The organism is Agrobacterium sp. 719_389 (genome assembly GCF_900188475.1).
Taxonomy (GTDB): Bacteria; Pseudomonadota; Alphaproteobacteria; order Rhizobiales; family Rhizobiaceae; genus Agrobacterium; species Agrobacterium radiobacter.
In genome coordinates this window covers 496,296-523,182 of record NZ_FYEM01000002.1, presented here as the reverse complement: position 1 = coordinate 523,182, position 26,887 = coordinate 496,296, and the positions used below count along the sequence as shown (strand labels likewise).

24 protein-coding genes are annotated in these 26,887 nt (G+C 58.9%); 13 read left to right on the top strand and 11 right to left on the bottom strand.

Features of this window, described 5'->3' with window-relative positions; all coding sequences use genetic code 11:
• Positions 1-56: 56 nt before the first annotated feature.
• Positions 57-407 (top strand): hypothetical protein, encoded by a 351-nt coding sequence (locus CFB10_RS06125; RefSeq protein WP_020011870.1) that lies wholly within the window; start codon positions 57-59, stop codon positions 405-407.
• A gap of 59 nt (positions 408-466) precedes the next feature.
• Here the strand turns inward: CFB10_RS06125 and CFB10_RS06120 are convergent, their stop codons facing one another.
• Positions 467-1,240, bottom strand: coding sequence for a helix-turn-helix transcriptional regulator (locus CFB10_RS06120; protein ID WP_026363968.1), 774 nt, complete (start codon positions 1,238-1,240; stop codon positions 467-469).
• Between the two features lie 910 nt (positions 1,241-2,150).
• Here CFB10_RS06120 and CFB10_RS06115 point away from each other — a divergent pair.
• The 5 genes from CFB10_RS06115 to CFB10_RS06095 all read left to right on the top strand — a co-directional run bounded on the left by CFB10_RS06115 (position 2,151) and on the right by CFB10_RS06095 (position 9,495).
• The gene (locus CFB10_RS06115; protein ID WP_020011872.1) at positions 2,151-3,107 is read left to right on the top strand and encodes a hypothetical protein; all 957 of its coding nucleotides are present in this window, start codon (positions 2,151-2,153) and stop codon (positions 3,105-3,107) included.
• Positions 3,108-3,258: 151 nt separating this feature from the next.
• Positions 3,259-5,277: a hypothetical protein gene (locus CFB10_RS06110; protein WP_020011873.1), complete on the top strand. Its 2,019-nt coding sequence runs from the start codon at positions 3,259-3,261 to the stop codon at positions 5,275-5,277.
• Positions 5,278-5,358: 81 nt separating this feature from the next.
• On the top strand, positions 5,359-7,548 hold the full coding sequence (locus CFB10_RS06105; protein WP_020011874.1) for a type I secretion system permease/ATPase: 2,190 nt from the start codon (positions 5,359-5,361) through the stop codon (positions 7,546-7,548).
• Positions 7,549-7,556: 8 nt separating this feature from the next.
• Positions 7,557-8,915 (top strand): HlyD family type I secretion periplasmic adaptor subunit, encoded by a 1,359-nt coding sequence (locus CFB10_RS06100; protein WP_020011875.1) that lies wholly within the window; start codon positions 7,557-7,559, stop codon positions 8,913-8,915.
• 85 nt (positions 8,916-9,000) lie between these two features.
• Positions 9,001-9,495 (top strand): hypothetical protein, encoded by a 495-nt coding sequence (locus tag CFB10_RS06095; protein ID WP_020011876.1) that lies wholly within the window; start codon positions 9,001-9,003, stop codon positions 9,493-9,495.
• Here the strand turns inward: CFB10_RS06095 and CFB10_RS06090 are convergent.
• From CFB10_RS06090 to CFB10_RS06070, 4 genes are all read right to left on the bottom strand, one after another.
• Positions 9,492-10,760 carry an O-antigen ligase gene (locus CFB10_RS06090; protein ID WP_020011877.1) on the bottom strand — a complete coding sequence of 423 codons (1,269 nt, stop codon included), beginning with the start codon at positions 10,758-10,760 and terminating at the stop codon, positions 9,492-9,494. The two genes, CFB10_RS06095 and CFB10_RS06090, sit on opposite strands and share 4 nt — an antisense overlap.
• A gap of 7 nt (positions 10,761-10,767) precedes the next feature.
• On the bottom strand, positions 10,768-12,027 hold the full coding sequence (locus tag CFB10_RS06085; RefSeq protein ID WP_020011878.1) for a polysaccharide biosynthesis/export family protein: 1,260 nt from the start codon (positions 12,025-12,027) through the stop codon (positions 10,768-10,770).
• Positions 12,028-12,221: 194 nt separating this feature from the next.
• Positions 12,222-12,902, bottom strand: coding sequence for a sugar transferase (locus CFB10_RS06080; RefSeq protein ID WP_020011879.1), 681 nt, complete (start codon positions 12,900-12,902; stop codon positions 12,222-12,224).
• A gap of 618 nt (positions 12,903-13,520) precedes the next feature.
• On the bottom strand, positions 13,521-14,069 hold the full coding sequence (locus CFB10_RS06070) for a cupin domain-containing protein (protein WP_003523802.1): 549 nt from the start codon (positions 14,067-14,069) through the stop codon (positions 13,521-13,523).
• 144 nt (positions 14,070-14,213) lie between these two features.
• Between CFB10_RS06070 and CFB10_RS06065 the strand changes: the two genes are divergently transcribed.
• On the top strand, positions 14,214-15,548 hold the full coding sequence (locus tag CFB10_RS06065; RefSeq protein ID WP_020011880.1) for an aspartate aminotransferase family protein: 1,335 nt from the start codon (positions 14,214-14,216) through the stop codon (positions 15,546-15,548).
• Positions 15,549-15,690: 142 nt separating this feature from the next.
• On the top strand, positions 15,691-17,511 hold the full coding sequence (locus CFB10_RS06060) for a HAMP domain-containing methyl-accepting chemotaxis protein (RefSeq protein WP_020011881.1): 1,821 nt from the start codon (positions 15,691-15,693) through the stop codon (positions 17,509-17,511).
• A 307-nt stretch (positions 17,512-17,818) separates the two neighbouring features.
• On the opposite strand, the gene CFB10_RS06055 is transcribed toward CFB10_RS06060, so the two are convergent.
• The 4 genes from CFB10_RS06055 to CFB10_RS23995 form a co-directional block, all read right to left on the bottom strand.
• Positions 17,819-18,604: a L,D-transpeptidase gene (locus CFB10_RS06055; RefSeq protein WP_020011883.1), complete on the bottom strand. Its 786-nt coding sequence runs from the start codon at positions 18,602-18,604 to the stop codon at positions 17,819-17,821.
• Between the two features lie 19 nt (positions 18,605-18,623).
• Positions 18,624-19,679 (bottom strand): murein L,D-transpeptidase family protein, encoded by a 1,056-nt coding sequence (locus tag CFB10_RS06050; RefSeq protein WP_026363969.1) that lies wholly within the window; start codon positions 19,677-19,679, stop codon positions 18,624-18,626.
• Positions 19,680-19,854: 175 nt separating this feature from the next.
• Complete coding sequence (locus CFB10_RS06045) at positions 19,855-20,634, bottom strand: SDR family NAD(P)-dependent oxidoreductase (RefSeq protein ID WP_020011885.1); 780 nt, start codon at positions 20,632-20,634, stop codon at positions 19,855-19,857.
• 2 nt (positions 20,635-20,636) lie between these two features.
• Positions 20,637-21,020, bottom strand: a complete 384-nt coding sequence (locus CFB10_RS23995; RefSeq protein WP_020011886.1) for a hypothetical protein — start codon at positions 21,018-21,020, stop codon at positions 20,637-20,639.
• Positions 21,021-21,113: 93 nt separating this feature from the next.
• Here CFB10_RS23995 and CFB10_RS06035 point away from each other — a divergent pair, with 93 nt between their 5' ends.
• Together CFB10_RS06035 and CFB10_RS23990 are read left to right on the top strand one after the other, a co-directional pair.
• On the top strand, positions 21,114-21,695 hold the full coding sequence (locus tag CFB10_RS06035) for a DNA-3-methyladenine glycosylase (RefSeq protein ID WP_020011887.1): 582 nt from the start codon (positions 21,114-21,116) through the stop codon (positions 21,693-21,695).
• Positions 21,692-21,835, top strand: coding sequence for a hypothetical protein (locus CFB10_RS23990; RefSeq protein WP_020011888.1), 144 nt, complete (start codon positions 21,692-21,694; stop codon positions 21,833-21,835). The genes CFB10_RS06035 and CFB10_RS23990 overlap by 4 nt, the downstream gene beginning before the upstream one ends.
• 252 nt (positions 21,836-22,087) lie before the next feature.
• On the opposite strand, the gene CFB10_RS06025 is transcribed toward CFB10_RS23990, so the two are convergent.
• Together CFB10_RS06025 and CFB10_RS06020 are read right to left on the bottom strand one after the other, a co-directional pair.
• Entirely contained in the window at positions 22,088-22,285 is a 198-nt protein-coding gene (locus CFB10_RS06025) for a hypothetical protein (RefSeq protein WP_020011889.1), read from the bottom strand.
• A 174-nt stretch (positions 22,286-22,459) separates the two neighbouring features.
• Complete coding sequence (locus tag CFB10_RS06020) at positions 22,460-23,473, bottom strand: substrate-binding domain-containing protein (RefSeq protein ID WP_026363970.1); 1,014 nt, start codon at positions 23,471-23,473, stop codon at positions 22,460-22,462.
• 268 nt (positions 23,474-23,741) lie between these two features.
• Between CFB10_RS06020 and CFB10_RS06015 the strand changes: the two genes are divergently transcribed.
• The 3 genes from CFB10_RS06015 (at position 23,742) to CFB10_RS06005 (ending at position 26,876) form a co-directional block, all read left to right on the top strand.
• Positions 23,742-25,007 (top strand): ABC transporter substrate-binding protein, encoded by a 1,266-nt coding sequence (locus CFB10_RS06015; RefSeq protein WP_020011892.1) that lies wholly within the window; start codon positions 23,742-23,744, stop codon positions 25,005-25,007.
• Positions 25,008-25,071: 64 nt separating this feature from the next.
• Positions 25,072-26,046: a carbohydrate ABC transporter permease gene (locus CFB10_RS06010; protein WP_020011893.1), complete on the top strand. Its 975-nt coding sequence runs from the start codon at positions 25,072-25,074 to the stop codon at positions 26,044-26,046.
• The gene (locus CFB10_RS06005) at positions 26,043-26,876 is read left to right on the top strand and encodes a carbohydrate ABC transporter permease (protein WP_020011894.1); all 834 of its coding nucleotides are present in this window, start codon (positions 26,043-26,045) and stop codon (positions 26,874-26,876) included. The genes CFB10_RS06010 and CFB10_RS06005 overlap by 4 nt, the downstream gene beginning before the upstream one ends.
• Positions 26,877-26,887 lie beyond the last annotated feature (11 nt).

Genomic DNA, 26,887 nt, shown 5'->3' with positions numbered 1-26,887 from the left:
CCGGGAACAAAACCGCCCGGCGAGATGCGACAGACAGTCGATTTCAGGGGACACACATGATGAATGAAATGCCTTATTCCCATGGCGGCAAAGCAGCCCGCCATTGTCGTTTTGCGCTTGTTGCCGCAGCACTTGTAACTTTCACTTTCGCGACGGCCTCATGCTCCGTGGTCGAAGACGCCGTTCTCATCAAGACCGCGTCGGCCAATACCGCCACGATCAACAGCCGGGTTGCTCCGGCGAAGGCGTCCTACGGTTATCAAAAAACCGGCAACGCAGCCGTTACGCTTGTTGCCGATGCCTCGGGCACACCCGCGGCATCGCGGCAGTCCTATTCGGGTTCTTCTCCCTATATCTGCTCGCCGAGCGGATTCGGGCAGAAATCCCGCTGCTTCCTGAGGCCCTGAGCCTCCTGGAGAGATACCGGAGGGAACTGGCGTCCGGACGGCTCTAGCCGCCCCGACGCTCAGTTCTTCCAGCCGCCGGAGAAGGTCGTGTCTTCGTCCTTGTTGAAGAAGCGCGACGCCGCCTCCGTGCGGTTGCGCACGTTCATTTTCTTATAGATATTGCGAACGTGAACCTTGACGGTGTTCTCGGACAGATGCAGCCGATCAGCGATGATCTTGTTTTGCGTTCCCTTGCAAAGCAGGTCGAGGATCTGCACCTCGCGCGTCGTCAGCGCGGCCACGTCACCCCTGCTCGCAGCAAGGGCATCGGCGCGGTTGGCGATCACGGCATTGCTTTGAACGCTCTTGCCGTTGATGGAAGGCGAATAGGGCGTGAGCTTGCCGAGAAGAGCTGCGGGAAAATGTTCCCCGCCCTTCATAAGCAGATCGACGGCCGCCATGAAGACATCAAGTCTGAGATTGAGCGGCAGCACACCATCAATGACGCGCATTCCCACCAGCCTTTTCAGCGGCTCCTCGAATTTGTCGATGGTTTCGACGACGAGCGCGATCGGCGCGTCGGGATGCTTTTCCCGAACCTCCGAAAGAACGGCATGAAGACGCTCACCCGACATCCGGTAAGGCAAAACCAACCGCACGTTGTTGCCGTAATCGTCCTCAATCTGACCTGACGAGGTTATGCTCACCACCGCGAATGTGGGGAACTTTTTGCCCAGCGCCTCCATGAGGCACTCGGAAAACAGGTCCGGATCCGCGATGACCAATAAAGTTCCATTTATAGGAGCAACGGCGTTTTTTTGTTTTGCCGCATAATCTGAAGTTCCCATGAACATTGACGCCTCCCTAAAGCGCTTACGCATTACGTTCTTTTGGTTGTGCAGTCTGTTGTCCGCCGGGTATCTTTCCCCCTGGATCTTTAGGGGCGCTTCCCCGCCTCAGGCCATGTCAACTATTATTAATCACCCGTTAATTAAGACACGCTAATACGAAAAGCTGTGTAAATAAATGGCCCAAACGGGTTATTTTTTACAATTGACATACAAAATAGGTTACCCAGAGATAGAATCATTCATCCGGCAACCGCTGCAAAAACAAACACATCGGAAAAGCTTTCGCTGTGGTTTTGCAATCCGGGAAAATATAACTTTTAGTTGATATCCCTTTACATAGCTCGCCGGCGAAGGACGCCCGAGGCTGTTCCTTTTTGGGATAATGGCCTTTTCCCACCGAAATAAACCATGTTTTTCGAAAACCCGCGTTTCTCCCGGCGCCGCGGCATTTTTCTATGGCCAAACCGGCAAACGGACCGCCGGACCACCACTCGTGACATATATATTCGGGATGAGCGCCGATGTGTTTAGCCCGAATTGATATCTAGGAAGCGCAATTTTTCTGCGGCACAGTCTGACCGTCGCTGAACGGCGGCCGATGGAAAGACATCTCCGGCCTTGACGTGTGTTTGAAAACGCCGGTCCCTTTTCAAGAAATATGCAAAGCGAAAAAGACGAAGCCACCGCGCTCCCCATCGGAGCGAGGAACGGATTTGTGCGCCGTTTTACCGAGTAGCGCACAGCGGCTGAACGAAAAGAGCCCGGTCACGGGTCAATACCGAACCGCAGATGATGCGTACCGAGTGCATCTGCAAACATCAATCTCAATGCTATCAGGAGCAAGCGCGAAAAAATCCCGTTTGAGATGAGAGGGATTTCGAAAGCTGCTCCGAGCTTTTCGGAGGAAATCGAAATGGGTTATAATCCAAAGTCCGGCGACGATATCACCAAGATCGGCGCGCTTTCCGATGGTTTTGCCAACACGGCGACCAACGACGCCAAGGTGGAAGACAGCAACGTCGGCACCGCAAACGGTGAAAACCGTAACAACGACAACAGCGACAACAGCACCAATGTGGATGTTGACGCCAAGGTCGATGTTTCCGCCAATAACGGTGACAATCGCGACAACGACTATGACTGGAGCTATGACAGCAAGTCCTATAGCGACAACGACACGACCACCAAGACGAGCACCGAAACCAACACCGATATCAAGGTCGACTACGACTGGAGCTATGAAAGCAAGTCGTACAGCGACAACGACACCAATGTGAAGACCATTACGGATACGGACACAAAGACGTCCAACTATTCCGACAACGACACCTCCACCAAGACCACGACGACCTCCGACAGCTTCAACTCCGCTGACAGTTTCTACAAGTCGGATGACGACTTCGGCAACATCACGGGCGTCAAGGATGTCGGCAATCTCGGCATCGCCGGCGGAGACCTCACCTTCAACCTGGGTGACGACTTCTCCTTCACGCTGGACGTTGACAACATCCTCAACGGCTCGCTCAATGGCGACGGCAACGACACCGGCTTCAGCATGGTGCAGGCCAACCACCTGGCGGATCAGGATGAAGCCTACGACATCAAGATGCAGAATGGCGGTGCGGAAAACCACCTGAGCGCCAATGCCGGTGACGCCTTTGGCGCCGAAGGCATCGACGGCAAGGGATGGGACCTCAAGGCCGGCGACGACGCCGCAGGCACCAGCACTGCAGATGCATCGGCAATCCTTGCAAATTCCGGCTTCCATCTGGAACTGGTGCAGGGCGCCAACATGCTCTCCAACGCAGTTGACGTCACGATCACAGGCGGTAACTCGCATGTTTCCGACGTCGGTGAGGATCACTCCTGATACCCACCTCTTGACGAAAAGAGCTGCACCGGCACCCGCCGGTGCAGTTCGCGGTTGAAGGACCGGGTTTGCGTAAAACGAAGCACCGCCTCTGAGACGTGTGCCATGCGCAGCCCCAGGCTCTGCCGCGGTGATCAGGGAGGGACCTCCAATGCATATCGACAAGATTTCGGACATGATTGCGCATTTCATCGGCCTGTTCGACACGGTGATCGAGGATGCGCGTCTGAGAAGCAACTATAGCGAGGGGCCGGCCCATTCCGATCCGGACCGCCTGCCGGACGATGAAGCGGCAAAGCTGCTCGACAAGAACTACGACGTTCCGCTGCAGGACTACGACCCCGGCGTCAAATACAGCGCCGGCTATTATGATTTTGACTATATCCGACCGCATTTCGCCCGCGCTGTCGAATACGACATGCAGCAGCTTGCAAATGCCATCCCGGTCGACATTTCCGCCGCACATTTCCGCTTCCCGGGCCGCCTTTCCTTTGAGGAGGAATATGAACTGGTGGTTCACCCCGGCCCCGGCTCGGTCATCGCGCATGTAGCGCAGGTCAATATTCTTCAGGACGACGACTATCTGAACATGACTGATGGCCCCTATGTGTGGCGCGACACCAGCTTCGTGACAGAGCGTACCGTCGAGTTCTACAATGAAGCAGCTATCTTTACGCCTTTTTCCGTTTTCCAGCGCACCGATAGTTACGATGCGCTGCAGGCGCTCGCCAAATCCGCGCACGACTATATCGACCACGCCCGCGAAAACGATGTCACCTCGCTTGGCACCGGTGCGGACCAGGATTTCGTTCTGGCCGGCAACGACATCGACGGTATTTACATCAATGGCTCGATAGCCAGCGAAAAGCCGATGCTCGACGACTACATGCCAGATCGCGGCATCGCCAAGCCGCCGGAAGAGCCGGAAAAGAGCGATGTTTCACTGCATGAGGATAGCCCGGCCGGCAACAGCCTCGATGTCGCCGCAGGCGCCAACGTCGTCGCCAACATCGCTACTCTGGTCAATACCGGCGTCATGACTTCGGTGACCGCCGTCATGGGCGATTATCATCAGATCGACGCCATAACCCAGGCCTATATCTATAGCGACCGGGACGAAATCGACTCCGTGTTCACGCACTCGGAAGATCAGGCTGCAACGGTTGCCTTCAACATCGCCAGCTTCGAGCGCACCATCTATCCCGGTGCGGAAAATGCCGCTGCGGATGGCCACGAAACGGGCGAACCCCCAATATTCCCCACAGCCTGGCGTGTCAGCGTGCTGGAAGGCGACGTTTCCTTCGTACACTGGATCGAGCAATACCAGTTCGTCAGCGACAACGACACGATGACGATAACGACCTCGGGCGCTACCGTCAGCCTGCTGACAGGCGGCAACGCTGCGCTCAACATTGCGAATTTCCTCGGCATCGGCATGCAATACGACCTGATCATCGTCGGCGGCAATGTGCTGGATATGAACCTGATCAGCCAGATCGCCGTGCTTTACGACAATGACTGGGTGCGCGCCAATCCCGATGCGCCCGATGGCGCCACCATCCAGTCCGGCAACAACCTTCTGTGGAACGATGCCGCCATTCACAATGTTGGCGGCAACGACCGTTTCGAAACCATGCCTGACTACATGACGCAGACGGTCAACGCGATCAACGCGCGCGACCCCAACATGCCGGATGCGCTGGCTCATGACGTCAATTTCGCCGGCTATGAGGGGCTGAACGTCCTCTATATCACCGGCAATCTTTATGATGTCAGCATCATCAAGCAGGTGAGCGTGCTGGGCGATTCCGACGACGTGACACAGGCCGCCGCCAAGGTTCTCGAAAACAACGAGGACGCCACCGTCCACATCGATACCGGCAGCAACGCCGTGGTCAATCTGGCGCAGATCGTCGATTACGACAGCTTCGGCTCCACCACCTATGTCGCCGGCGGCGTTTATTCCGACGCCATCCTGATTCAGGGCGGCATCATCGAAAACGACACCTCGCAACCCCAGCAGGGTCAGTTGGCAAACGAGGTCATCGCCTTTCTTCACGACGATCCCGCCACCATCGAAAACGAATCCAATGGCGTCATCAATGCCGGTCACGACCTGTCCTGGTCGAACGCGCATTCGGCCGACGTCATGCAGGCGGTGACCGCGTAGATCTGGCTGGCGGGGCAATAACCGCGTCCCGCCCCAGCCGAACCGCAAACACCGTGAGATCACCGAGGGGACCAATAAAAAATGGATCATATTTCAAGAAAAACCATTGCCGATGGACGCTCGCTGGACTTGCCGCTGGATCAGGAGGCGGAAGACAGCAAACTGACGGACGCCTGTATCTCAGCCATCAATGAAGCCGTCGAAAACCTGCGGCAATTATCCGGCGCGGAACAGGCCGCAAAAACCATTTCATCACCAGCGCAGATCATTCCCCCGCAATCTCTTTCCGAACCTCATGCAAAAACGGAACAGGCGGAACAGCTGCGCGACGTTCCCTCGGAAAAGGACCGGCAACCCGTCTCCCCGCCGGAACCACATGCCAAGATCGACAACACCGACCTGCCTTTCGTCAAGACCATCGACAATAATGAAGGACCGATCCGTGAAAACGAGCGCCGGCCGGTAACGGGTGGTGGCGGCAAGGAACCGACGGACAATGGCGGTGGCGGCGGAGGCGGCGGTGGTGGCGGAAGCCAGAGCGGTTTCCATAAGCGCAGCGAGCCGATCAATTTCGCCGCAAGTCTCGCCAAGGGCATCGCCGCCGTGCGCCGCAACATGGTGGTGGTGATGTTGTTCACCGTCGCCATCAACATCCTGCTGCTCGCCATCCCGCTTTATCTGTTCCAGATCTCGGACCGGGTGCTGACCAGCCGCTCGATGGATACGCTTGTCATGCTGACGGTTGCCGTGCTCGGCGCAGTTCTGCTGCAAGCCTTCATGGACGCCATCCGCCGCTTCATCCTGATGCGCACCGCCGTCGAACTTGAAGTGCAGCTTGGCGCGCCGATCCTTTCGGCCGCCGCCCGCGCCTCCCTGCATGGCAGCGGCAAGGACTACCAGACATTGCAGGACTTGCAGCAATTGCGTTCGTTCATCACCTCCGGCACCCTCATCGCCTTTCTCGACGCACCGCTGATGCCGCTTTTTATCGTGGTGGTCTATCTCGTCCATCCGCATCTCGGCATCATCATCATGGTCTGCTGCGCCGTGCTGTTCATTATCGCCTGGCTGAACCAGCGCTTCACCGCGAAACAGTTTTCCGAGGCGTCCGGTTATCTCAGCCGCGCCAATTTCCACCTCGATTCCATGTCGCGCAATTCGCAGATCATCAATGCGCTGGCGATGATACCGGAAGCGGTGAAGATGTGGGGGCGCGAAACCGCAGGGTCCCTGAAATCTCATGTCGCGGCGCAGGATCGCAACATCATGTTCTCGGGCGTTTCCAAGGCGGCGCGCATGATCACCCAGGTGGCGCTGCTTGGCTGGGGCGCGCATCTGTCGCTATCAGGTGAACTGACCGGCGGCATGGTGATTGCGGCCTCCATCATTTCCGGCCGTGCGCTGGCGCCCATCGAAGGGGCGATCGAGGGCTGGCATCAGTTCAACAAGTCTGCCGCCTCCTATGGTCGCATCAAGCAGCTTCTCATCAATTCGCCGCTGAACTTCCCGCGCCTGCGCCTGCCCAATCCGGAAGGGCGTCTGGATGTGGAGCGCATCCTCTTCGTGCCGCCGCCACAGAAGAAGGTGATCCTGAACGGCATCTCCTTTTCGCTGAAAAAGGGGGAATCGCTCGCCATCATCGGCAATTCCGGCTCCGGCAAGACGACGCTCGGCAAGATGCTGGTCGGCTCCATCCTGCCCACTTCAGGCAATGTGCGCCTCGATCTCATGGATCTGCGCAACTGGGACCAGCGGCAGTTCGGTGAAAGCATCGGTTACCTGCCGCAGGACGTGCAGCTTTTTCCAGGCACCATCAAGGCCAATATCTGCCGCATGCGCGACGATATCGAAGACCGGCAGATTTACGAGGCCGCAGTGCTTGCGGATGTGCATGAGCTGATCGCCGGTTTCCCTCAGGGTTATGAGACCGTGGTCGCCGCAGACGGCGCACCGCTTTCCGGCGGCCAGAAACAGCGCATCGCGCTTGCCCGGGCCTTCTTCGGCGACCCCAAATTCGTGGTGCTGGACGAGCCGAACTCGAACCTGGATACGCAGGGCGAACAGGCGCTCGCCAAGGCCCTGCTGCACGCCAAAAGACAGGGCATCACCACCGTCACCATCACCCAGCGGCCGGCGCTTCTTCAATGCGTCGACAAGATCATGGTGCTGAAAGACGGATCGGTCGCCATGTTCGGCGAAAGGATGGATGTGTTGAAGGCGCTTTCCGGCAATGGCCGTCCGGCCAGCCAGTCCCCACAGATCGAGGGTTGAGGACCATCATGTTCAAGAAGAAAAACGCCATTGCCGAAGTCAAACCCCAGGGCCAGCTCGAATGGTATAGCGAAGTGCCGCGCTCGATCCGCCTGCATAGTTCGATCGGTCTTGCCGTGCTGCTCGCTTCCTTCGGTGGTTTCGGATTTTGGGCCGGCACCGCACCGCTCTCCTCAGCCATCATCGCCCAGGGCAGCTTCGTCGCCACCGGCAACAACAAGGTCGTCCAGCATCTGGAAGGCGGCATCATCAAGGAAATGATGGTCAGCGAAGGTGAGACGGTCAAGGAAGGCGACGTTCTGCTGACGCTGGACAAGACGACGGCGCTTGCCAATGAACGCATGTTGCAGCTGCGCCGGCTTCGCCTCGAAACCATCGTGGTTCGCCTGCGTGCCGAGGCCCAGGGCGCAAGAAGCTTCAAGGTGCCTGATATCGTCATGAAGGAAGCCGGCGACCCGGATATCAATTCCATCATCCAGAGCCAGAACATCGTGTTCCACAGCAAGCTCGTCAAGCTGGAGGAGCAGCTCAACCTGATCGACAAGAACATCCGGTCGCTGGAGTTCCGCTATGCGGGCTATGACGGACAAAAACAGTCCTTCGACCGGCAACTGGCGCTTTTGACGCAGGAGCGCGATTCCAAGGAGAGGCTCGCCAAGGATGGCGTCATCCGCAAGACCGACATGCTGGCGCTGGAGCGCGCCATCGCCGATGCGATGGGTGACATCGCCCGGCTGAGCGGCGAAATGAACCAGAGCGAGGCGGAGATCGCCAAGTTCAGGCAGGAAGCGATCATCGCCGTCAACGCCAACAAGCAGGCGGCGCTCGATGCGCTGGAAACCGCAGAATCCGATCTCGACAGCGTGCGCGAACAGGTGCGCGGCGCGGCTGAAGTGCTGGAACGCACCATCATCCGCTCTCCCGTCAACGGCACCGTGGTGCGCGCCTATTATCACACGCCTGGGGGCGTCATCACGACAGGCAAGCCGATCATGGAAATCCTGCCCGCCCATGTTCCCCTCATTCTCGAGGCACAGGTGCTCAGAACCTCCATCGACCAGCTGCATGAAGGGCTGACCGCCGCAATCCGCCTCTCAGCGCTCAACCGCCGCACCACGCCAGTTCTGAACGGCAAGGTCTTTTACGTTTCGGCCGATAGTATCGAGGAAAATGCCGGCCTTCAGGTCAAGGACGTCTATATCGTGCGCGTCCAGATACCCGACGAAGAGATCGCCAAGGTCCATAATTTCCATCCCGTGCCCGGCATGCCGGCCGACGTATTGATCCAGACCTCGGAGCGTACCTTCTTCGAATATCTGACCAAGCCGATCTCCGACAGCATGTCCCGCGCCTTCAAGGAAAGATGAAGAAATAACAGGGATTTACACTGTCAATCCCGCCCCTGTCGGCATATAATGCCCGTATAATTCTTTTGGGGTGGGAGAAGCGGGCATGGCGGTGATGTCGGACGTATTACTGCTGGTCGGCAGGCTGAATTACGTGTGGACCAACACCGAAAGCCTGATGATCTATCTGATCGTCCATCTCCTGAAAGTGGAGAAGGAAGCGGCCATCGTCGTGTTCCTGACCCTCAACACCACGCGGGCGCGTATGGATTTCATCGAGCGCCTGGCGAAGCTTCCCTCCACCGATGCGAAGGATCGCAAGACCATCCTCTCCATCATGGCGCGGCTGAAGAAGGAAGCGAAGACGCGCAACAAATACAATCACTGCATCTATTCCTTCGACGAGAAGGGCGAAATCGCCAGCACACAGCTGATGCGGCTGGTGGAGGACGACAGCCAGGTGCGTTACGGCAAGGTCGAGCGCATGGACGAGAAGGAAATCGGCCAGCTGGAAAAATCGATCGCCGACATCGTCGAGGTCAGCAAGGACATGTGGAGTTTCATCCACGCCAGTCCGCATGTCTCGGCGGATTATCTCTAGGCTCTCGTCTGTAACCGCATGCCGATCGCCGGGTGAGGCTCGCTACCCTCTGCGGCCCTTGCCGGGAGGCACAGTTTCCCGGCTGCGAAATAAAGCAGGAACGAACCGATCTGGTAGGGGAAGATGATGTCGATCTCCACGAAGGAACGCACGACAAACAGGGCGCAGATTGCAAACAGGATGACGCCCTGCGGGTCGCTCTTGCGCATCAGCACCGAGCGCAGATGCCCGAGCAAAGTTCCGTAAAGCACCATGCCAAGCAGGAGCATGCCAACGAACCCGTTTTCCACCACGGTTTCGATATAGGTATTATGGAAGTGGAAGCCGGTGCGGCCGGTAATGAAGAAATCGTTCCAAAGGCGTTCGGCATCGGGAAAACCCGCGACCCAGAACCCCTGATAACCAACGCCGAGGATTGGCGTCTGTTTTGCCGCCTCGATGCCCTGCTGCCAGAGATAGGTGCGGCCGGTCAGCGTTGAATCCTTGCCGAAAATGCCGAGAATGGCGTCAAGCAGGCCGAATTGCAGGGAAGCGACCGCCAGCAATGCGCCGAGTCCACCGAGCACGAAAAACGTCATCTTTCTGTTCGCCGGCGAAAGCATGCCGATGGGAATGAAGCCGATGATGAGGGCGACCACCGCCGCCGTGGTAATAGTGGATGTGGCCGATTGGGACGCAAGGAGGCTATAGGCCGACAGGAGCCCGGTGACGCCGGCAATCGGCAGCCAGATGCCCCTTTGCTTGAGCACCAGCACCGACGCGGCGGCAAAGATAACGCCGAGCGAGGCATAAAAGCCGAGCTGGTTCTTGGAGGAGAAAGCGCCGACGAAACTATAGGTGCCGTCAAGCGCATCGAAGAGATAGATGCCGAACAGCAGCGAATAGAGCAGAACGACGGCGATGCCGATCAGCGCGCCGCGCGTCAGGGTCCGGATCGAGATCACCCGCATCGCGATCAGTGCGCAGACGATATGTGTCATATACTGGATGGAGGCGCGCATGGTCACTGACGCCGCCTCCGACCAGAAGCTGGACAGGACGGTCAAAATGCCAAAGGCGAAAATCCACAGGTAACGCGGATAATTGCCGAGCACGCGCCGGTAATCGACCACCACCAGCGGCAGCCACATGCCATAATAGGCCAGAACCGAGATTTGCCCGAAACGCGACGAATAGGCGAAAACGAAGAATGACAGCGCAACCGCCGTCATTCCGTAGATTTCATTGCGTTCGGGATCGATCAGCGCCGATTTGGCGATCCGCATAAAAACCTCACTGCATCAGGATTTCAGACGAGACCTTGATGACGTCGCCGGGCTGAAGCATGGCGTTCTCATCCACCTTCACTTCCTTCGGCTTGCCGTTTTCCTCACGCACCACGACATAGCTGATCGTCGCGGACTTGCCCGACGGATCGAAACGGATCGCTTCGGCCGATTGCGCCAGCGCTTCCGACATCAATTCGCGGCTGGTGGTCAGCTGCAGATTGAGCTTGTCCAGTTCCGCTTCGGTGTCCTGCAATTCCTTGGAGCGCTGCGCCACCCAGTCGTTGCGCAGGTTGATTTCGTCCTGGGTCGCCTTGTTGATGTCCTGCTTGGCGCGCAACGACTGCGTATCGATATCGAGCAGGTTGGATTCCACCTCGGCCGCGCGTTCTTCCGCGGAAATACGCCGCTGCGACAACGCAAGCCCCTGCTCGTTCAGCCGGTTGACGCGGTCGCGGTCCTCATTGGCAAGCTGAAGCTGGCGGTTCTGTGTCTCTGATTTCTTCTTCAGGGACTCGACTTCGCTCTGCAAAAGCGCATGCAGGTCGGTCAGCGCCTTGAGCTGCAGGGTGTAACGCTCGGTGCGCGATTTCATCAGCGCGCTTTCGCTGGCCAGCAGCACGTCGATTTCGCCGATCTTTTCCATTTCGGGCGTCTTGGCGATGGTCGTGTCACCCTTGACCTCGGCGATCAGCCGCGCCTGACGCGCGAGCAGCCTTGCCCGCTGGTTGTCGTAAACGGCGGCGTCGCCGCGGGCATTGATGAAGTCACGCGCAAAACGCTGCCCGGCGTCGGAGCGGCGCAGGCCGCCGGCGAGGCTGACCGCCTTCAGCACGGTGAGATTGGCGGCATAGGGATATTCACCCGGCGTCTGCACATCGCCGCTCAAAAAGATCGGCCGGAACTGGGCGATCTCGACGGAAGCGGAAGGAAGGTTGCGAAGGGCGAACTTGCTCTGAAGCTGGGCGCCGATCTGTTCGCTGACCTCCGAGGGTGTCTTGCCCGCCACATCCAGCTGCCCGATGAAAGGCAGAGACAACGCACCAGACGGGCCGACGGAATAATCGCCGTTGATGACGTCCCAGTTGCGGATGCTGCCATCGGCCGGCTGCCATTCGGCAACACGGATACGCAGCTTGTCGGCCGTACCCAGCTTATATTGAGCGCCATCCGCAGCCGTTGCGGAGAGCGGCGCGGCAAGGGCGACGGAAGCGGCAAGAACGAGGGCCACAAATGGGCGGTGGGCGGCAGCAATAAGGCCGTTCATCGGGAAACTCCCTGTTAGCGGATCGCCATGCAGGCGATCCGGCCGTCGCGCAACCGGACAAGGCCGGCTGCGCAGCGCCGCAAAAAGCGGCCGGTATGATTAGCACCAATGACGCACCCAAAGACCGGACTTGGGATCCCGGTCGGGGTGCGTGTCGAAACGAAGATCGATAAAGCCGAACTCAATATCGGTTTTCAGTAGCTTCCGCGTGAAAGGCACACGGCGGGAATGGTCTTGACGATGATGAAGACATCCCGCCGCATCGACCAGTTCTGCACATATTGCGTGTCGAAAGCGACGCGGGTCTTGTAGGATACATCGTTACGGCCGCTGATCTGCCAAAGGCCGGTCAGGCCTGGACGGGTGCTGAGATAATAAGCGGCAGCACTTTCATAATAACTCAGTTCCTCATCAACGACCGGGCGCGGGCCAACCACGCTCATTTCGCCGCGGATGATGTTGAGGAGCTGCGGCAATTCGTCAAGCGAGAGCTTGCGCAGCACAGCGCCGACAGCCGTAACGCGCGGATCGTTCTTGAGCTTGCGGGTTGCACGCCATTCCTCGGCGGCTTCCGGATTGGCGGCAAGATATTGCCGCAGAATCTCATCACCGTTCATCGCCATCGTCCTGAATTTCAGGCAATGGAAATAACGGCCATTATGTCCCACACGCCGGTGGCCATAAAAGATCGGGCCGGGATCAGACAATTTCACCAGCGCGGCGATCAACAGGAATATCGGGCTGAAGATGAGCAGCGCAAGTGCAGCCGATGTCATATCAAAGCTGCGTTTTGCGATGCCCCCGATAGGGAAACTGACATCGAAATCTTCGGAGCTGCTGAGTGTCTGTTCAGCCGATTGGGTCGCGGACTTCATAGAGAGAACTCCATTTATGTTTTGCGATTGGTCGGTGCCCGGAGGCGCGTCTTTCCGTCTAAAAGAGATAACAAGTCTGTGTTCGGAATTTGATGCTAATGGATTTTTTGTAAGGCACATTGCCCATAACCGTCTATGCGATTTCTTGCGCGAGCGGCCGATTAACGTCCGGGCAATATTAACGGTTGCATAAAAAAGCAACAAATGGGCGTGCGGCCATGTGTTGAGAGCATGGGTGTCGCGCCGGCATGTATTGGGTTTTGTGGCGTCTACAGTCTTTTCTTATGTGTTTCTTATGACTTGCGCAGGTGAGACAGGAACGCCAAGAACAGACATGCCTGTAAAAGACTATTAAAGTTTGTTGCAGCGCAGCAAGATTGTGGCAATGCATATAAAATTTGACATATTAGCGGGGATTTTTTTGCCCGACACTGCCACTGCGCCAATAAAAAACGATGGAAAAATCGCAAGAAGGTCTCAAAGACGGCAAAATAGTGGCGCGACAGTGCATTCTGAACATGGCAGCCACGCAAAAATGCGAGAGCTGGCAATCGAATCCTCTCCACCTTACCCTCTGAGCCGTTTCACGAGCCGCGCCAAGCGCCAAATCCGGTGGTATCAGAAGGTCGGCGGTGTGCAGGCGCTGATGACCTCGCACGGCACGGGACCCACACAACGGAATCGGTGCGGCCTGCGGCTTTCGAAATAATAGGCATCCCCCGGCCCGAGCACCCGCCTCTCCTCATCAACCGTCACTTCCAGACGCCCGGAGAGAATGATGCCCCCCTCTTCCCCATCGTGAACCAGCGGCACCTTGCCGGTATCGGCGCCCGGCTGGTAACATTCCTTCAGAATTTGCAGGCTGCGGCCGAAGACATTCTCGCCCACCTGCCGGAAGGAGATCGGCCCCTTGCCGATTTCGACCAGTTCATCCGCCCGGTAAAAGGCCTTCCGGCTTGTCTCCGGCTCGAAAGCGAAAAACTCGGCAAGGCCGATCGGTATGCCGTCAAGAATGCGCTTCAGAGCGCCAACGGACGGGTTGGAGGTGTTGGATTCGATCAGCGAAATCGTCGAATTGGTGACACCGGCACGTCTTGCCAGTTCACGCTGGGAAATATTGTGGCGCAGCCGCAAATGGCGCAAACGCCCGCCTATATCCACCGACATGCCCGCTCCCCGTTGCCCTTGTTCGAAATATCGAAAATATGTGTGAATGCCTATAGCATTTTCAATGGCTTGGCCAAAGAGAGAAAAGGGCTTGTTCAGTCGCGAAAATAGCTTTCAATCACCGGTAACGAACAGGAGACCACCATGGACAATCCGAGCCGATCCAATTCCACCTCACTCGACAGCTACTGGATGCCGTTTACCGCCAACCGGCAGTTCAAGGCCAATCCCCGCCTGCTGACGAGCGCCGAAGGCATGTATTACACCAGCAATGACGGACGCCAGGTTCTCGACGGCACGGCTGGCCTGTGGTGCGTCAATGCCGGCCACGGCCGCCAGCAGATCGCCTCCGCCGTCAAGCACCAGCTTTCGACCATGGATTACGCGCCCTCCTTCCAGATGGGACACCCGGTTGCCTTTGAATTCGCCGAGCGGCTGGCGGAAATCGCACCCGGCCCGGAAGGGGCGAAACTTGATCGTGTCTTCTACACGGGCTCCGGATCGGAATCGGTTGATACGGCGCTGAAGATCGCCATCGCCTATCAGCGCGCCATCGGCCAGGGCACCCGCAGCCGGCTGATTGGCCGTGAACGCGGTTATCATGGCGTCGGTTTCGGCGGTATCTCCGTGGGCGGCCTTGTCAACAACCGCCGCGTTTTTCCGCAGATCCCCGCGGACCATCTGCGCCACACCCATGATCCGGCGAAGAACAGCTTCGTCAAGGGCCAGCCCGAGCACGGCGCAGAGCTTGCGGACGATTTGGAACGGCTGGTCGCCCTGCATGGCGCGGAAACCATAGCCGCCTGCATCGTCGAACCCGTGGCCGGCTCCACCGGCGTGCTGGTGCCGCCAAAAGGTTATCTGGAACGCCTGCGCGCCATCTGCGACAAGCACGGCATTCTGCTGATTTTCGATGAGGTCATCACCGGTTTCGGCCGCATGGGCTCCACCTTCGCCAGCAACTATTTCGGCGTTACGCCAGATATCGTCACCACCGCCAAGGGCCTGACCAACGGTGCGATCCCCATGGGCGCGGTCTTCACCAGCCGCAAGGTGCATGATGCGCTGATGCATGGGCCGGAAAACCAGATCGAGCTGTTCCACGGCTATACCTATTCCGGCCACCCGGTCGCCTGCGCCGCCGGCATCGCGACGCTCGACATCTACCGCGATGAGGGTCTCTTCACCCGCGCGGCGGAGTTGCAGGATGTCTGGCACGACGCCATCCATTCCCTGAAGGGCCTTCCCAACGTCATCGACATCCGCACCATCGGTTTCATCGCCGGCATCGAGCTGCAGTCACGCGAAGGTGCTGCGGGCGCACGCGCCTATGATGTCTTTACGGATTGCTTCGAGCGCGGCCTGCTTATTCGCGTCACCGGCGACATCATCGCTCTTTCGCCACCGCTGATCGCCGAAAAAACCCATTTCGACGATATCGTCTCGATCCTCGGCGAGGCGCTGAAACGCGCAAATTAAAATATAAAATTCTAATAAAGCAAAGGCTGCAATAAAAATTGCGGCCTTTTTTTGCTTTTATCAAGAACATAGCAAAATAGATCATTTATTAAGCATGTTCTATTATTTTCCCGCAGTATAACCAACAGCGCGGGAACGTTCCATGGCGTCGATTCAGCAGAAGACAATATTGGCAAGCGTCGCCATCTTTTTCATCGCCGGCAGCGCTACGGGTGTCGGCATGTGGGCAACGGAAACGCTAAACCGCAACGGCGAATATGTGGCGCTTTCGGCCGACGTGCTTCGCAACCACATGCAGGCGGACATGATGCACGACGCGCTGCGTTCCGACGTGCTCGCCGCCATTCTTTCTTCCGACGAAAAGATGGGCCTGGACCTGAATGCGGTAAAAGCCGATCTGGCGGAACATGAATCCACCTTCCGGCGGATGATCGAGGAAAACAGGTCTCTGTCAGCCGGCACCGATGTCAGGGCCGTCATCGACGGCGTCGAAAAACCGCTTCTTGCTTATATTGACGCCGCCAATGCGGTTGTCGGCCTTGTCGGCGCCCGTCAGGAAGAGGCTCTCAAGCTGATGCCCGAATTCATGCAGCAATTTTCGGCGCTTGAAAAAGCGATGGAAACGGCCGGCGACCAGATCGAAGCCCTCTCCGACGCCGCCTCCGCCGAAAGCGAAAAGACCAAGGCGACCATCAACCTCGTTTTGAAGGGGTTGCTGGTTCTCGCCGTGCTTTTCTCGGCCGGACTTTTCCTTCTCACCCGCAAATCGATTATCCGACCGGTTCTGCAATTGTCGAAGAACATGGAAATTCTGGCGGCCGGCGATACGTCGCAACCACCCTCCGGCACCGACCGCAGGGACGAGATCGGCTCCATGTCCGGCGCGGTCGAGATATTCCGGCAGGCGGCCATTGCCAACCGGGCGCTCGAAGAGCAGGCAGATATCGCCCGCCGGCAGGCGGAAGCCGACCAGGAGGAAACCCGGCGGCAGGCGGAGGAAGATGCGTCCGAGCGGTTGCGCATCGCCACCTCCGGCCTCGCGGCCGGCCTGAAGCGGCTGGCGTCCGGCGATCTGGCCTTCCAGCTCGACGATGCCTTTGCCCCGCAATTTGAAGCCCTGCGCCACGATTTCAACAGCTCGGTTCGGCAACTCGCCGAAACGCTCTTCGCCATATCTAATGGCATCGGCACCATCGACGGCAGCAGCCGCGAGATCGCCGCCGGCGCCGGCGATCTTTCCCGCCGCACGGAAAATCAGGCCGCCTCACTTGAACAGACGGCCGCAGCGCTCGATGAAATCACGGTCAACGTGTCGAACGCCAACAAGCGCGCCGCGGAAGCAAGGCTCGCCGCCACAGACGCAAACGAAAGCGCGCTGAAATCGGTCGAAGTGGTCGGCCATGCCGAAGAGGCGATGCGTCGCATCGAAACCTCGTCACGGCAGATCACCGGCATCATCGGCGCCATCGACGAGATCGCCTTCCAGACCAATCTTCTGGCGCTGAATGCAGGCGTTGAAGCCGCCCGCGCCGGCGAGGCCGGCAAGGGCTTTGCCGTGGTGGCGCAGGAGGTGCGCGATCTCGCCCAGCGCGCGGCAAAGGCCGCAAGCGAAATCCGCGATCATATCCGCCAGTCATCCGCCGAGGTGGAAAGCGGCGTGAAGCTGGTTCTCGATACCGGCACGGCGCTGAAGGATATCGGCGAACGTATCGCCGGCATCGACCGCCATATGAATGCGATAGCCACATCGGCCGCCGAACAATCGACCGGCCTTGCGGAGATCAACGCGGCCGTAAACTCGATGGATCACGCCACCCAGCAGAATGCGGCCATGGTGGAACAATCCACCGCCGCCTCCGCAACGCTTGCCGCCGAAACGGCAAAGCTGCGCGCGCTGGTATCGCGTTTCCGTCTTGAGATGGAAATTGCCGGCAGCCGGGGAGAGACACGCCGGGTTGCATAAGGGCAATGGGTGATGAGGGGATATCTCTCCCCGTCATGTCGACCTATGCTGCAGCGGTTGGTGACGATCTCGGGCATGAACTAAGCATGGCGTCATCAGATGAGTGACAAATCTCGCCAAGCTGACGTCATCCTTGGGCTTGTCCCAAGGATCTAATCACGTCCAATAAGATCAATCGGTTGCAGATCCTCGGGACAAGCCCGAGGATGACGCCAAGAAAACACGCGTCCTTTTGCCGGACTAGATCCGGGGTGGGACGATGCAATTGGCCAAACGCCATTTCTGGCGTCTGGGCAATCTTCATCGATCAATAGCTCTGCACCGGCTGCGACAGGCCGTCGCCGATTACGCCATTGCCATATTGCGCCACGGGCACACCTTCCTGGCCGATCGGCACGCCCTGCTGTGCCGGGCCGAGCGCCGTCACGACGATCGGCGTACCATCAGGCACACGGTTATAAAGGTCGATGATATCCTGGTTCAGCAGGCGCACGCAGCCTGATGATACCGACTTGCCGATGGTCCACCATTCGGGCGAGCCGTGCAGACGGTAGATCGTATCCTTGCCGTCCTTGAAGATATAGAGCGCACGCGCGCCGAGCGGGTTCTTGAGGCCCGGCTCCATGCCGCCGTTACGGCTGCTATAGGGTTCCAGTTCCGGCTGGCGGGCGACCATTTCATCGGGCGGCGTCCAGCGCGGCCATTGCCGCTTGTACTGAATGACGCCGCGGCCGGACCATTCGAAGCCTGCACGGCCTAGGCCGACGCCATAGCGCATCGCCTGACCATTCTCATAGGTGAGATAGAGGAAATGGTTGGCCGTATCGACCACGATGATGCCGGGGCGTTCGCCGGTCGGGTTCGCCACCATCTGCCGCAGGAACTGGCGCGGAATCCGCTTATAGGGGATTTCCGGCAGCGGGAACTGCTCGTCAGGCCTCGGACCGTACATGGCGGCATACAGCGGGTCTTCGGCAGGCGCCGCTGGTCGGGCGGCCTCACGCGCCGTTGTGTTGCAGCCCGCAAGGCCGGCAAGCGCCAGTCCACCTGCTCCAAGCAGGAAACCCCGCCGGGTCGTTGTCGTCTCGTTCAATTGAAAAACCTCATTTACGTCATCTCACGCTGGCAAAGGGATCTGCCAGCGCCGCCTCCGGGCGGCTGATAGGGTACTTCGTGCCGGAAACCTGCGATGCCATGGCCTTGGCGCCGCTGGATTTCAGAATGGCCCGAAAGCTTGGATGCATGCCGCCGTCCACATACGCGCTGAGCGGGGCAGAAGTTCCCTCGCTCATCGCGGCGGCAAGTTTTTGTTGCTCTTCACCGAGTTTCGACGCCACCAGCGGATCCTGCTGGTTGACGGCCGGCGGGCACGCCGCCAGCGGATCGGCAGGCTCGCCGCCGGCAAACTCACTGTTGAAGACATAACGGCGGCCGCAGACCGAAACCTTGGGCTGCCGGCGCGTTACCTCGAAATAGTCGTAGCCTTCCTTCAGCGTCTTCCAGAACGGCATATTGGGGTCATCCCGATGCGCCACCATGTTCCGGGCGCTCATGCGGAAGGGATAGGCCTGCACCTGAAAGCGGTCCTGTCCGCCCTGCAATGCACGCGCGACGATAGCGTAAATCTCACCCACCTGGGCGTCCGTCATGGCGTAGCAGCCGGAAGAGGAGCAGGCGCCGTGCACCATCAGCGCCTCGCCGGTGTAACCGAGCGCCGATTCCAGCCGGTTGGGATAACCGAGATTGAAGGAAACGTAATATTGGGAGTTCGGGTTCAGCATGCCGGCCGAGACATGATAAAAACCTTCCGGCGCCTGCCGGTCACCAGTCTTCATCTTCGGGCCGAGCTTTCCGGACCAGCGGCACATTGGATAGGCCTTGAGCAGCGCGTAATTACCTGTCTTGTCGACCTTCCAGACCTCGAGCTCGCTTTCCTGCTTGAAAATGCGAACGAGGACCGGGCTTTCTGGGCGCATGCTCTTGGCCGACATCTGCGCCATCATCTTGGACGACAGTTTCGGCGGGTCTTTCTTGACACTGTCGAGGCCCATGGAGGTGCACGCCGCAAGTCCGCCGCCGATCGCGACGATCGCAGCCATTCTTGCCCCTGCTTTTACCCGATGCCGCAACCCCGCAACCGCGAAATCCAGCAATGCCTGCATGCCCATGGATCGTTCTGCCCGCCTGATTTGCCCGCCTTTCCGGCAGACGCTTAACTATCGAAGGTGGCCACAACACGGCAACCTCGCCCATGTACAAAGTCTCGTGAACAGACGTTACCCATTCGTTAATCATAGAGACACAAGCCCGTGATGCCGTTGGCGTTGAGCTTGGACGCCCTGATTATCGGAGCAGCCCCTGGCCGCCATCGATCCATACCGGCGTGCCGGTAATGTGACGGGATGCATCCGTCGCCAGGAAACCGATCAGCGCGGCGACGTCCTCGCTCGTCCCGGCCACGCCGTCGGTCACAGGAATATCCCCGGCTGGAAAACGGACAGGAACCTCCGTTTTTTCCCGCCCGCGTATATCGGTATTTTCATCGATCGCCGTTTCGATTTCGCCCGGACACACCGCATTGACGCGAATACGGTGACGCCCCAGTTCCAGCGCCAGCTGCTGCGCCATGGCAAGTTGCCCGGCCTTCGTCACGGAATAGGCTGTAGCACCGGGCGACGTGAAGGTGCGGGTACCATTGATTGACGAGATGATAACGATCGATCCGCCGCCGGCCGCCTTCAGATGCGGCACGCTTACATGAACGGTGAGATAGGTACCGCGCAGGTTGATGCGGATCGTGTCGTCCCATTCGGACGGCTTCAATTCATCGATGGGGGCCCAGACGCCGTTGACGCCAGCATTCGCCACCACGACGTCGAGCCGGCCGAAATTCCCAACCAGCGCTGCGACCGCGTGACGCATCGCCGCCTCATCCGCCACATCGGCCACAAGCACCTTCGAAGAGCCGGATGCGAGGTCTATCTCCCGGGCGAGATCATTCAATTCCGATTCGGTGCGGCCCAACAGACCGAGCGAGAAACCCTGCGCCGACAGATGAAGGGCGGCGGCGCGCCCAATGCCGGAGCCTGCGCCGGTTACCAGAGCAACTTTGCGATCGGCCACTATTACAACCCTCCTTTTCGGGAAGCGATGGATGTGACCGTTGCCGAGACGGGATCACTCGCCGGAAAGCTGTCCTCCAGCCCCTCTTCCAGCTCCTCCTCCAGAATGTCGCGATCCTTCGATGTGCGGGCGCTCGCCTTGCCGTGCGGCGCTTCGTCCTGCCCCGTACCGAGAGCGGAGAATTGCGAAGGCGCATCCGCGCCATGGCGCGTTCCGAAGGCGGTCAGCTGGACAAGCACCGCACTTGCCCGCTTGATGGCCTCCGCATCATCGATCCCTTCAAGACCATCGGCAAGGCGAACAGAGACCTGGTCACCGTCGCTGCCGACGAACTCGACGGAGATAACCCCGTTATTGCGTTTTACATAGGTCGTCGAAAGTTGCATGACATGCCCTCCGGTTTGGGAAACACCGGCAAAACCGGTGCGGGGAAACGAATAAGCTGACTTCAGAACTACACAGAGCAGAAGGGGTTCCGGATGGATGAAGCCTTTGGCCCGGAAATGCAGGAGAGTTTCTTCCTGCGCGACGCGGTGGATGTGGCTCGCGCCCTCATCGGCGCGGAGTTCCGCATCGGCAATACCGGCGGGATCATCGTGGAAACCGAAGCCTACCATCCAGACGACCCGGCATCCCACAGTTTCAACGGGCAGACCCCGCGCAACAGGGCGATGTTCGGCCCGGCCGGCCGTCTTTATGTCTACCGGTCCTACGGCATTCACTGGTGCGCCAACTTTGTCTGCGCTCCGGGCTCCGCCGTGCTTCTGCGCGCCATCGAGCCGATCACCGGTATAGACATGATGAAACTGCGCCGGGGAACTGACAAGCCGAAACTTCTCTGTTCAGGTCCAGGCCGACTTTGCCAGGCGCTCGCGATTACGGGGGAGATGGACGGCGCGCCGTTGAACGCACCACCGTTTTTCCTGCGGTTGCCGAAAGAAGCCGCCGCCATCACCAGCGGCAGGCGAATCGGCATCAGCCGCGCGACGGAATACCCGTGGCGCTTCGGGCTGAAGGACTCGACTTTCGTCAGCAAGAAATTCGAGAATGGAGACCCGTGAAAGACGAGAGCACCCTCGGCGGCCCGTCATTTTCGTCGGGATTGGGTACCGGCGCCTCGTCCGGCAGCCTGTCGGGTTCCGGCTCTTCGACCGGCGGGATATCCGGCTGCGGCGGCACGGGCATCGGCGGTTCGGGATAGGGCTCGACGGGAACGGTTTGCATTGGCGGCCTCCTGATAAACACGCTCTGCCGCAATGGACACAAGCTGCGTTTTTATCTCTTTGGACAACGCCTTCGCGCCGTCGCCAATCGGGCGGCGCAACACCCAATTTGCCCATCGGTCAAATGCCGGTCAGGTCCCTTCGGTCCGGTTGCGCCGCCCTGCGGGTCGTACAGGGAAACGCGGGCACGGCCGGTCCGTTCCGTTTTTTAAGGAAGGTTTTTGCGACGCTCAGGCGAAACCAAGCGCGCTGCGGGAAATATCCCGGTTTTCGCAATAATCGCGAGAATGAGCCTCGTGACCATGCTCGCGCGCGGTAGAACGGGTAAGTTCCGGGCTCGGAACGTTGAGCAGCGCATCGGCATAGGTGCCGGTCGCCTCGACGTCATCAATCACAGTCTGCTGTTGCGGTTTTAAAAATTCAAACATCCATCCACCTCCTTCGACACGTCCCCTCAACGCGCCGGCCCGGGTCCTGTTCCATAACGCCCGTGACTGTTCCGATTATACATGAGACAGCGCGGACGTATAGATGACGAAAGGCGAACGTTATCAACTGACGTTCACAAAACGGAGTGGAATCAGTGAGCTATGACCAGAAGCTCAGGCAGGGTCGACCGATTCCCGCAGGATCAGCTCGACCGGCCACAATTCCTGAACCTCACGAACCGGACGACCGCCGATAATCTGCAACAACAGGTCCGTCACCCGCATGCCCGCCATGCGCATGGGCGAGCGGGTGGTGGAAAGCGGCGGCATCATGCTTTCCGGCGTGAGATAAGGAAACACGTCGTCATGGGCGATGACGGAGACATCCTTGCCGATCGTCAGACCCAGCTGATTTGCGGCGCGATAAACGCCCTGCGCCGTCATCATCGCACCAGCGACAAAGGCGGTCGGGCGCGGCGTCTGCTCCAGCAGCGAGCGGGCAAAGCGAAAAGCGGCATCCTCGCTGAAATGCTCGCTCATCATCAGGCGCGGATCCGGAGTAATGCCGTGTTTTGCCAGGGCGTCGCGAAAACCCTGCTCACGATCCTGCACGAAGGTGCGCCCCACCGGACCGTTGATAAGCGCGATGCGGCGATGGCCGCGCTCCAGAAAATGGATCGTTGGTCGATAGGTTACATCGTGGTTGTCGATATCGAGCCAGGCATGTTCGAATGGCGTCTTGGAGCGGCCATGCACGATGAAAGGCACGCCCAGCCGGTTGAGCAGCGCGATGCGCTCATCCTCGGGGCGCGGCGAATGCACGATGATGCCATCCACCCGGCCGCTCGCCGCCAGCCGGCTGAAAATCGCCAGCTCCTCATCGAGATTATTGTCCACGGTGACGCTGACGAGAATGTCGGTTTCTTCCTGTTCCAGACGGGTCGCCATACCGCCCATGAATTCCGAAAAGAAATGCCCGCCGCCCGAACGGCCCATGACGACGCCGATGGCGCCCGCCCTGCCCGTTGCCAGCCTCACGGCGTTGGCATTCGGCCGGTAGCCGTATTTCAGCGCAGCCTCCATCACCCGTTGCCGCGTTTCCTCGCGCACCTCGGGATAGCCGCCAAGCGCACGGCTGACGGTGGTGGGCGATAGCCCAACCTTTTCTGCGAATTCCTTGAGTTTCATGTTTTTCGCCAATTTGCCTCTGCATGCGTTGCCGCCGCAGATTTTTCAAGCGGACAATAATTGAAAACGATTTCAATTTTTATCCATCTGAAACCTTACAGTCGCCCATTTCGAAAAGCAAACACCGCAAAACCATCGTCGGAAATGCCGGTTTTTCGCACAATTAGAAAGAGTATTGACAGATTGATCCGCTTTTGAGAGCCTCACGCCAGTCAAAAGCGCTTTCAATTTTGAGGACAATCGGAAGCGTCAACGGAGGAGTTTGACAATGAATATTTCCATGAAGACTTTGTTCCTGTGCGGCAGCGTACTTTCCGCGGCAGTTTCGGCGCAGGCGGCCGAACTTTCCATCGCCGCCAATTCCACCGGCAAGAACATCGCGTTCTTCCGCGAGCGGATCGCCGCCTTCGAGAAAGAGACCGGCCACAAGGTCAATCTCGTCACCATGCCTTCTTCATCAAGCGAACAATTCAGCCAGTACCGGCTATGGCTTGCCGCCGGCAACAAGGATGTCGACGTCTACCAGACCGACGTGATCTGGGCGCCGCAGCTCTCCGACCAGTTCGTGGATCTGACCGAAGCGACCAAGGACGTCATCGGCGATCATTTCCCCTCCATCGTTGCGTCACAGACCGTGGACGGCAAACTAGTCGCCATGCCGATGTTTACCGATGCACCCGCTCTGTTCTACCGCAAGGACCTTCTGGAAAAATACGGCAAGCAGCCGCCGAAAACCTGGAAGGAACTGGGCGAGACTGCCAAGGAAATTCAGGACAAGGAGCGGGAGGGTGGACAGAAGGACCTCTGGGGCTTCGTCTTCCAGGGCAGCGCCTATGAAGGCCTGACCTGCAACGCGCTGGAATGGATCGCATCCGCCGGCGGCGGCCATATCGTCGAGACCAATGGCGATATCTCCATCAACAACGAGAAAGCCGCAGCCGCGATCGAAGCCGCCAAGGGTTGGGTCGGCACAATCGCACCGCAGGGCGTGCTTGCCTACAAGGAAGAGGAAGCGCGCGGCGTCTGGCAGACCGGCAATTCCGTGTTCATGCGCAACTGGCCCTATGCCTACGCACTCGGAAATGGCGCCGACAGCGCCATCAAGGGTAAGTTCGGCGTCACCCCGCTGCCGGCAGGCGCAGAAGGCGAAGCACCTGCCTCGACACTCGGCGGCTGGAACCTCGCCGTTTCGAAATATTCCGACGACAAGGAAGCCGCCATCCAGCTGGTGAAGTTCCTGGCATCGAAAGACACCCAGAAGATGCGTGCGATCCAGCTCTCCAACATGCCGACGATCGCCTCGCTTTACGACGATAAGGACGTTGCGGAGGCACAGCCCTTCATGCCGACCTGGAAGCCGATCTTCCAGACCGCTGTTCCCCGTCCTTCCGCCTCGGCCAAGGTAAAATATAACGAGGTTTCGGCCAAGTTCTGGGGTGCGGTCCACAACACGCTCTCCGGCAATGGCACGGCGGCTGAAAATCTCGAATTGCTCGAGGTGGAACTGACCGATCTCAAAGGCAACGGCTGGTAATCCGGCTCGCGCGGGAAGCGGTCTCGCCTGATCGTTTCCCGCGCCCCAACCGCGAGATGTCCCCATGAATGACACCACCCTTCAAAGACCGGTCGCGGCATCCGGCACCGGTTCGGATCTTCAATCGGAACGGCTGAAATCCGCCTGGCTGTTTCTTGCCCCCACATTTCTGGTGTTGGCGCTGGTGGCCGGCTGGCCGCTTGTGCGCACTGTCTGGTTCAGCCTCACCGACGCATCGCTGACCAATCTCGACGGTGCGCAGTTCGTCGGCTTCAAGAACTACCTGAGCTGGATCACGCTCAGCAGCGGCCGCACGATCTATCGCGGCCTTCTGGCCGATCCCGCCTGGTGGGGTGCGGTTCTGAACACACTGAAATTCACCATCCTCTCGGTCAGCTTCGAAACCGTGCTCGGCCTCATCGTCGCTCTGGTTCTGAACGCCGAGTTTAGAGGACGCGGCTTCGTGCGCGCCGCCATCCTCGTGCCATGGGCCATTCCCACCATCGTCTCGGCGCAGATGTGGGCGTGGATGCTTAACGACCAGTTCGGCATCTTGAACGACCTCTTCCTCAATCTCGGGCTGATCTCCCACAAGATCGCATGGACAGCCAATCCGGATACCGCGATGGTCGCCGTCCTGATCGTCGATATCTGGAAGACGACGCCGTTCATGGCGCTGCTCATCCTCGCCGGCCTGCAGATGGTGCCGAAGGACATGTATGAGGCAGCGAAGGTGGACGGCATCCACCCCGTCAAGGTGTTCTTCCGCGTCACCCTGCCTATGATCCGGCCGGCCCTCATGGTCGCGGTCATCTTTCGCATGCTGGATGCGATGCGCGTCTTCGACCTCATCTACATTCTGACGCCGAATAATGCCCAGACCCGCACCATGTCGGTGCTGGCGCGTGAGAACCTGTTCGATTTCGACAAGTTCGCCTATGGCGCCGCCGCCTCCACCATGCTGTTTCTCATCATCGCCTCGATCACAGTGATTTATATGTGGCTCGGGCGCGTCAACACCGATGGAGCTTCGCGATGACCCTGCCAAGCATCCTGAAAACCACCGCCTTTTATGCGCTGGTCGCCATCATCATGGTGATTTCGGTATTCCCGTTCTATTACGCGATCCTGACGAGTCTTAAATCCGGCTCGGCGCTGTTCCAGGTCAATTATTGGCCGCGTGAATTCTCGTTGACCAACTACAACTTCGTCATCGGCAACGGCACTTTCCTGCGCAATCTCGGCAATTCGCTGTTCGTTGCATCTTCAGTCGTCGTACTGTCGCTGTTCCTTGCGGTGACGGCGTCATATGCCTTGGCTCGGGTTCGCTTCCGTGGCCGCTCGCTGCTGCTGCTCACCATCCTGTCGGTTTCCATGTTCCCGCAGATCGCGGTTCTCGCCGGCCTGTTCGAACTGATCCGCTGGGCGGGAATCTTCAATACCCCGCTGGCGCTGATTTTCTCTTACATGATCTTCACCCTGCCCTTCACGGTGTGGGTGCTGACAACCTTCATGCGCGACCTGCCGATCGAGATCGAGGAAGCGGCGATCGTCGATGGTGCGACGCCGTGGGTCATCATCACCCAGGTCTTCATGCCGCTGATGTGGCCGGCGCTCGTCACGACAGGGCTTCTCGCCTTCATTGCGGCATGGAACGAGTTCCTCTTCGCGCTCACCTTCACCTCATCGAACGAGCAGCGCACGGTGCCGGTCGCCATCGCGCTCCTGTCGGGCGGCTCGCAGTTCGAAATCCCCTGGGGAACGATCATGGCCGCGTCCGTCATCGTCACAGCACCCCTCGTCGTCCTCGTTCTGATCTTCCAGCGACGCATCATCTCCGGCCTCACCGCCGGCGGCGTCAAAGGCTAGGAGAAAACCAA

Bases quoted from the DNA above. Each gene is read 5' to 3' on its own strand.
- CFB10_RS06025 (WP_020011889.1), bottom strand. From the start codon at position 22,285: ATGTTTGAATTTTTAAAACCGCAACAGCAGACTGTGATTGATGACGTC.
- CFB10_RS06105 (WP_020011874.1), top strand. From the start codon at position 5,359: ATGGATCATATTTCAAGAAAAACCATTGCCGATGGACGCTCGCTGGAC.
- CFB10_RS06110 (WP_020011873.1), top strand. From the start codon at position 3,259: ATGCATATCGACAAGATTTCGGACATGATTGCGCATTTCATCGGCCTG.
- CFB10_RS06015 (WP_020011892.1), top strand. From the start codon at position 23,742: ATGAATATTTCCATGAAGACTTTGTTCCTGTGCGGCAGCGTACTTTCC.
- CFB10_RS06020 (WP_026363970.1), bottom strand. From the start codon at position 23,473: ATGAAACTCAAGGAATTCGCAGAAAAGGTTGGGCTATCGCCCACCACC.
- CFB10_RS06125 (WP_020011870.1), top strand. From the start codon at position 57: ATGATGAATGAAATGCCTTATTCCCATGGCGGCAAAGCAGCCCGCCAT.
- CFB10_RS06010 (WP_020011893.1), top strand. From the start codon at position 25,072: ATGAATGACACCACCCTTCAAAGACCGGTCGCGGCATCCGGCACCGGT.
- CFB10_RS06060 (WP_020011881.1), top strand. From the start codon at position 15,691: ATGGCGTCGATTCAGCAGAAGACAATATTGGCAAGCGTCGCCATCTTT.
- CFB10_RS06120 (WP_026363968.1), bottom strand. From the start codon at position 1,240: ATGTTCATGGGAACTTCAGATTATGCGGCAAAACAAAAAAACGCCGTT.
- CFB10_RS06005 (WP_020011894.1), top strand. From the start codon at position 26,043: ATGACCCTGCCAAGCATCCTGAAAACCACCGCCTTTTATGCGCTGGTC.
- CFB10_RS06035 (WP_020011887.1), top strand. From the start codon at position 21,114: ATGGATGAAGCCTTTGGCCCGGAAATGCAGGAGAGTTTCTTCCTGCGC.
- CFB10_RS06050 (WP_026363969.1), bottom strand. From the start codon at position 19,679: ATGGGCATGCAGGCATTGCTGGATTTCGCGGTTGCGGGGTTGCGGCAT.
- CFB10_RS06070 (WP_003523802.1), bottom strand. From the start codon at position 14,069: ATGTCGGTGGATATAGGCGGGCGTTTGCGCCATTTGCGGCTGCGCCAC.
- CFB10_RS06115 (WP_020011872.1), top strand. From the start codon at position 2,151: ATGGGTTATAATCCAAAGTCCGGCGACGATATCACCAAGATCGGCGCG.
- CFB10_RS06100 (WP_020011875.1), top strand. From the start codon at position 7,557: ATGTTCAAGAAGAAAAACGCCATTGCCGAAGTCAAACCCCAGGGCCAG.
- CFB10_RS06095 (WP_020011876.1), top strand. From the start codon at position 9,001: ATGGCGGTGATGTCGGACGTATTACTGCTGGTCGGCAGGCTGAATTAC.
- CFB10_RS06080 (WP_020011879.1), bottom strand. From the start codon at position 12,902: ATGAAGTCCGCGACCCAATCGGCTGAACAGACACTCAGCAGCTCCGAA.
- CFB10_RS06085 (WP_020011878.1), bottom strand. From the start codon at position 12,027: ATGAACGGCCTTATTGCTGCCGCCCACCGCCCATTTGTGGCCCTCGTT.
- CFB10_RS06090 (WP_020011877.1), bottom strand. From the start codon at position 10,760: ATGCGGATCGCCAAATCGGCGCTGATCGATCCCGAACGCAATGAAATC.
- CFB10_RS06065 (WP_020011880.1), top strand. From the start codon at position 14,214: ATGGACAATCCGAGCCGATCCAATTCCACCTCACTCGACAGCTACTGG.
- CFB10_RS23995 (WP_020011886.1), bottom strand. From the start codon at position 21,020: ATGCAACTTTCGACGACCTATGTAAAACGCAATAACGGGGTTATCTCC.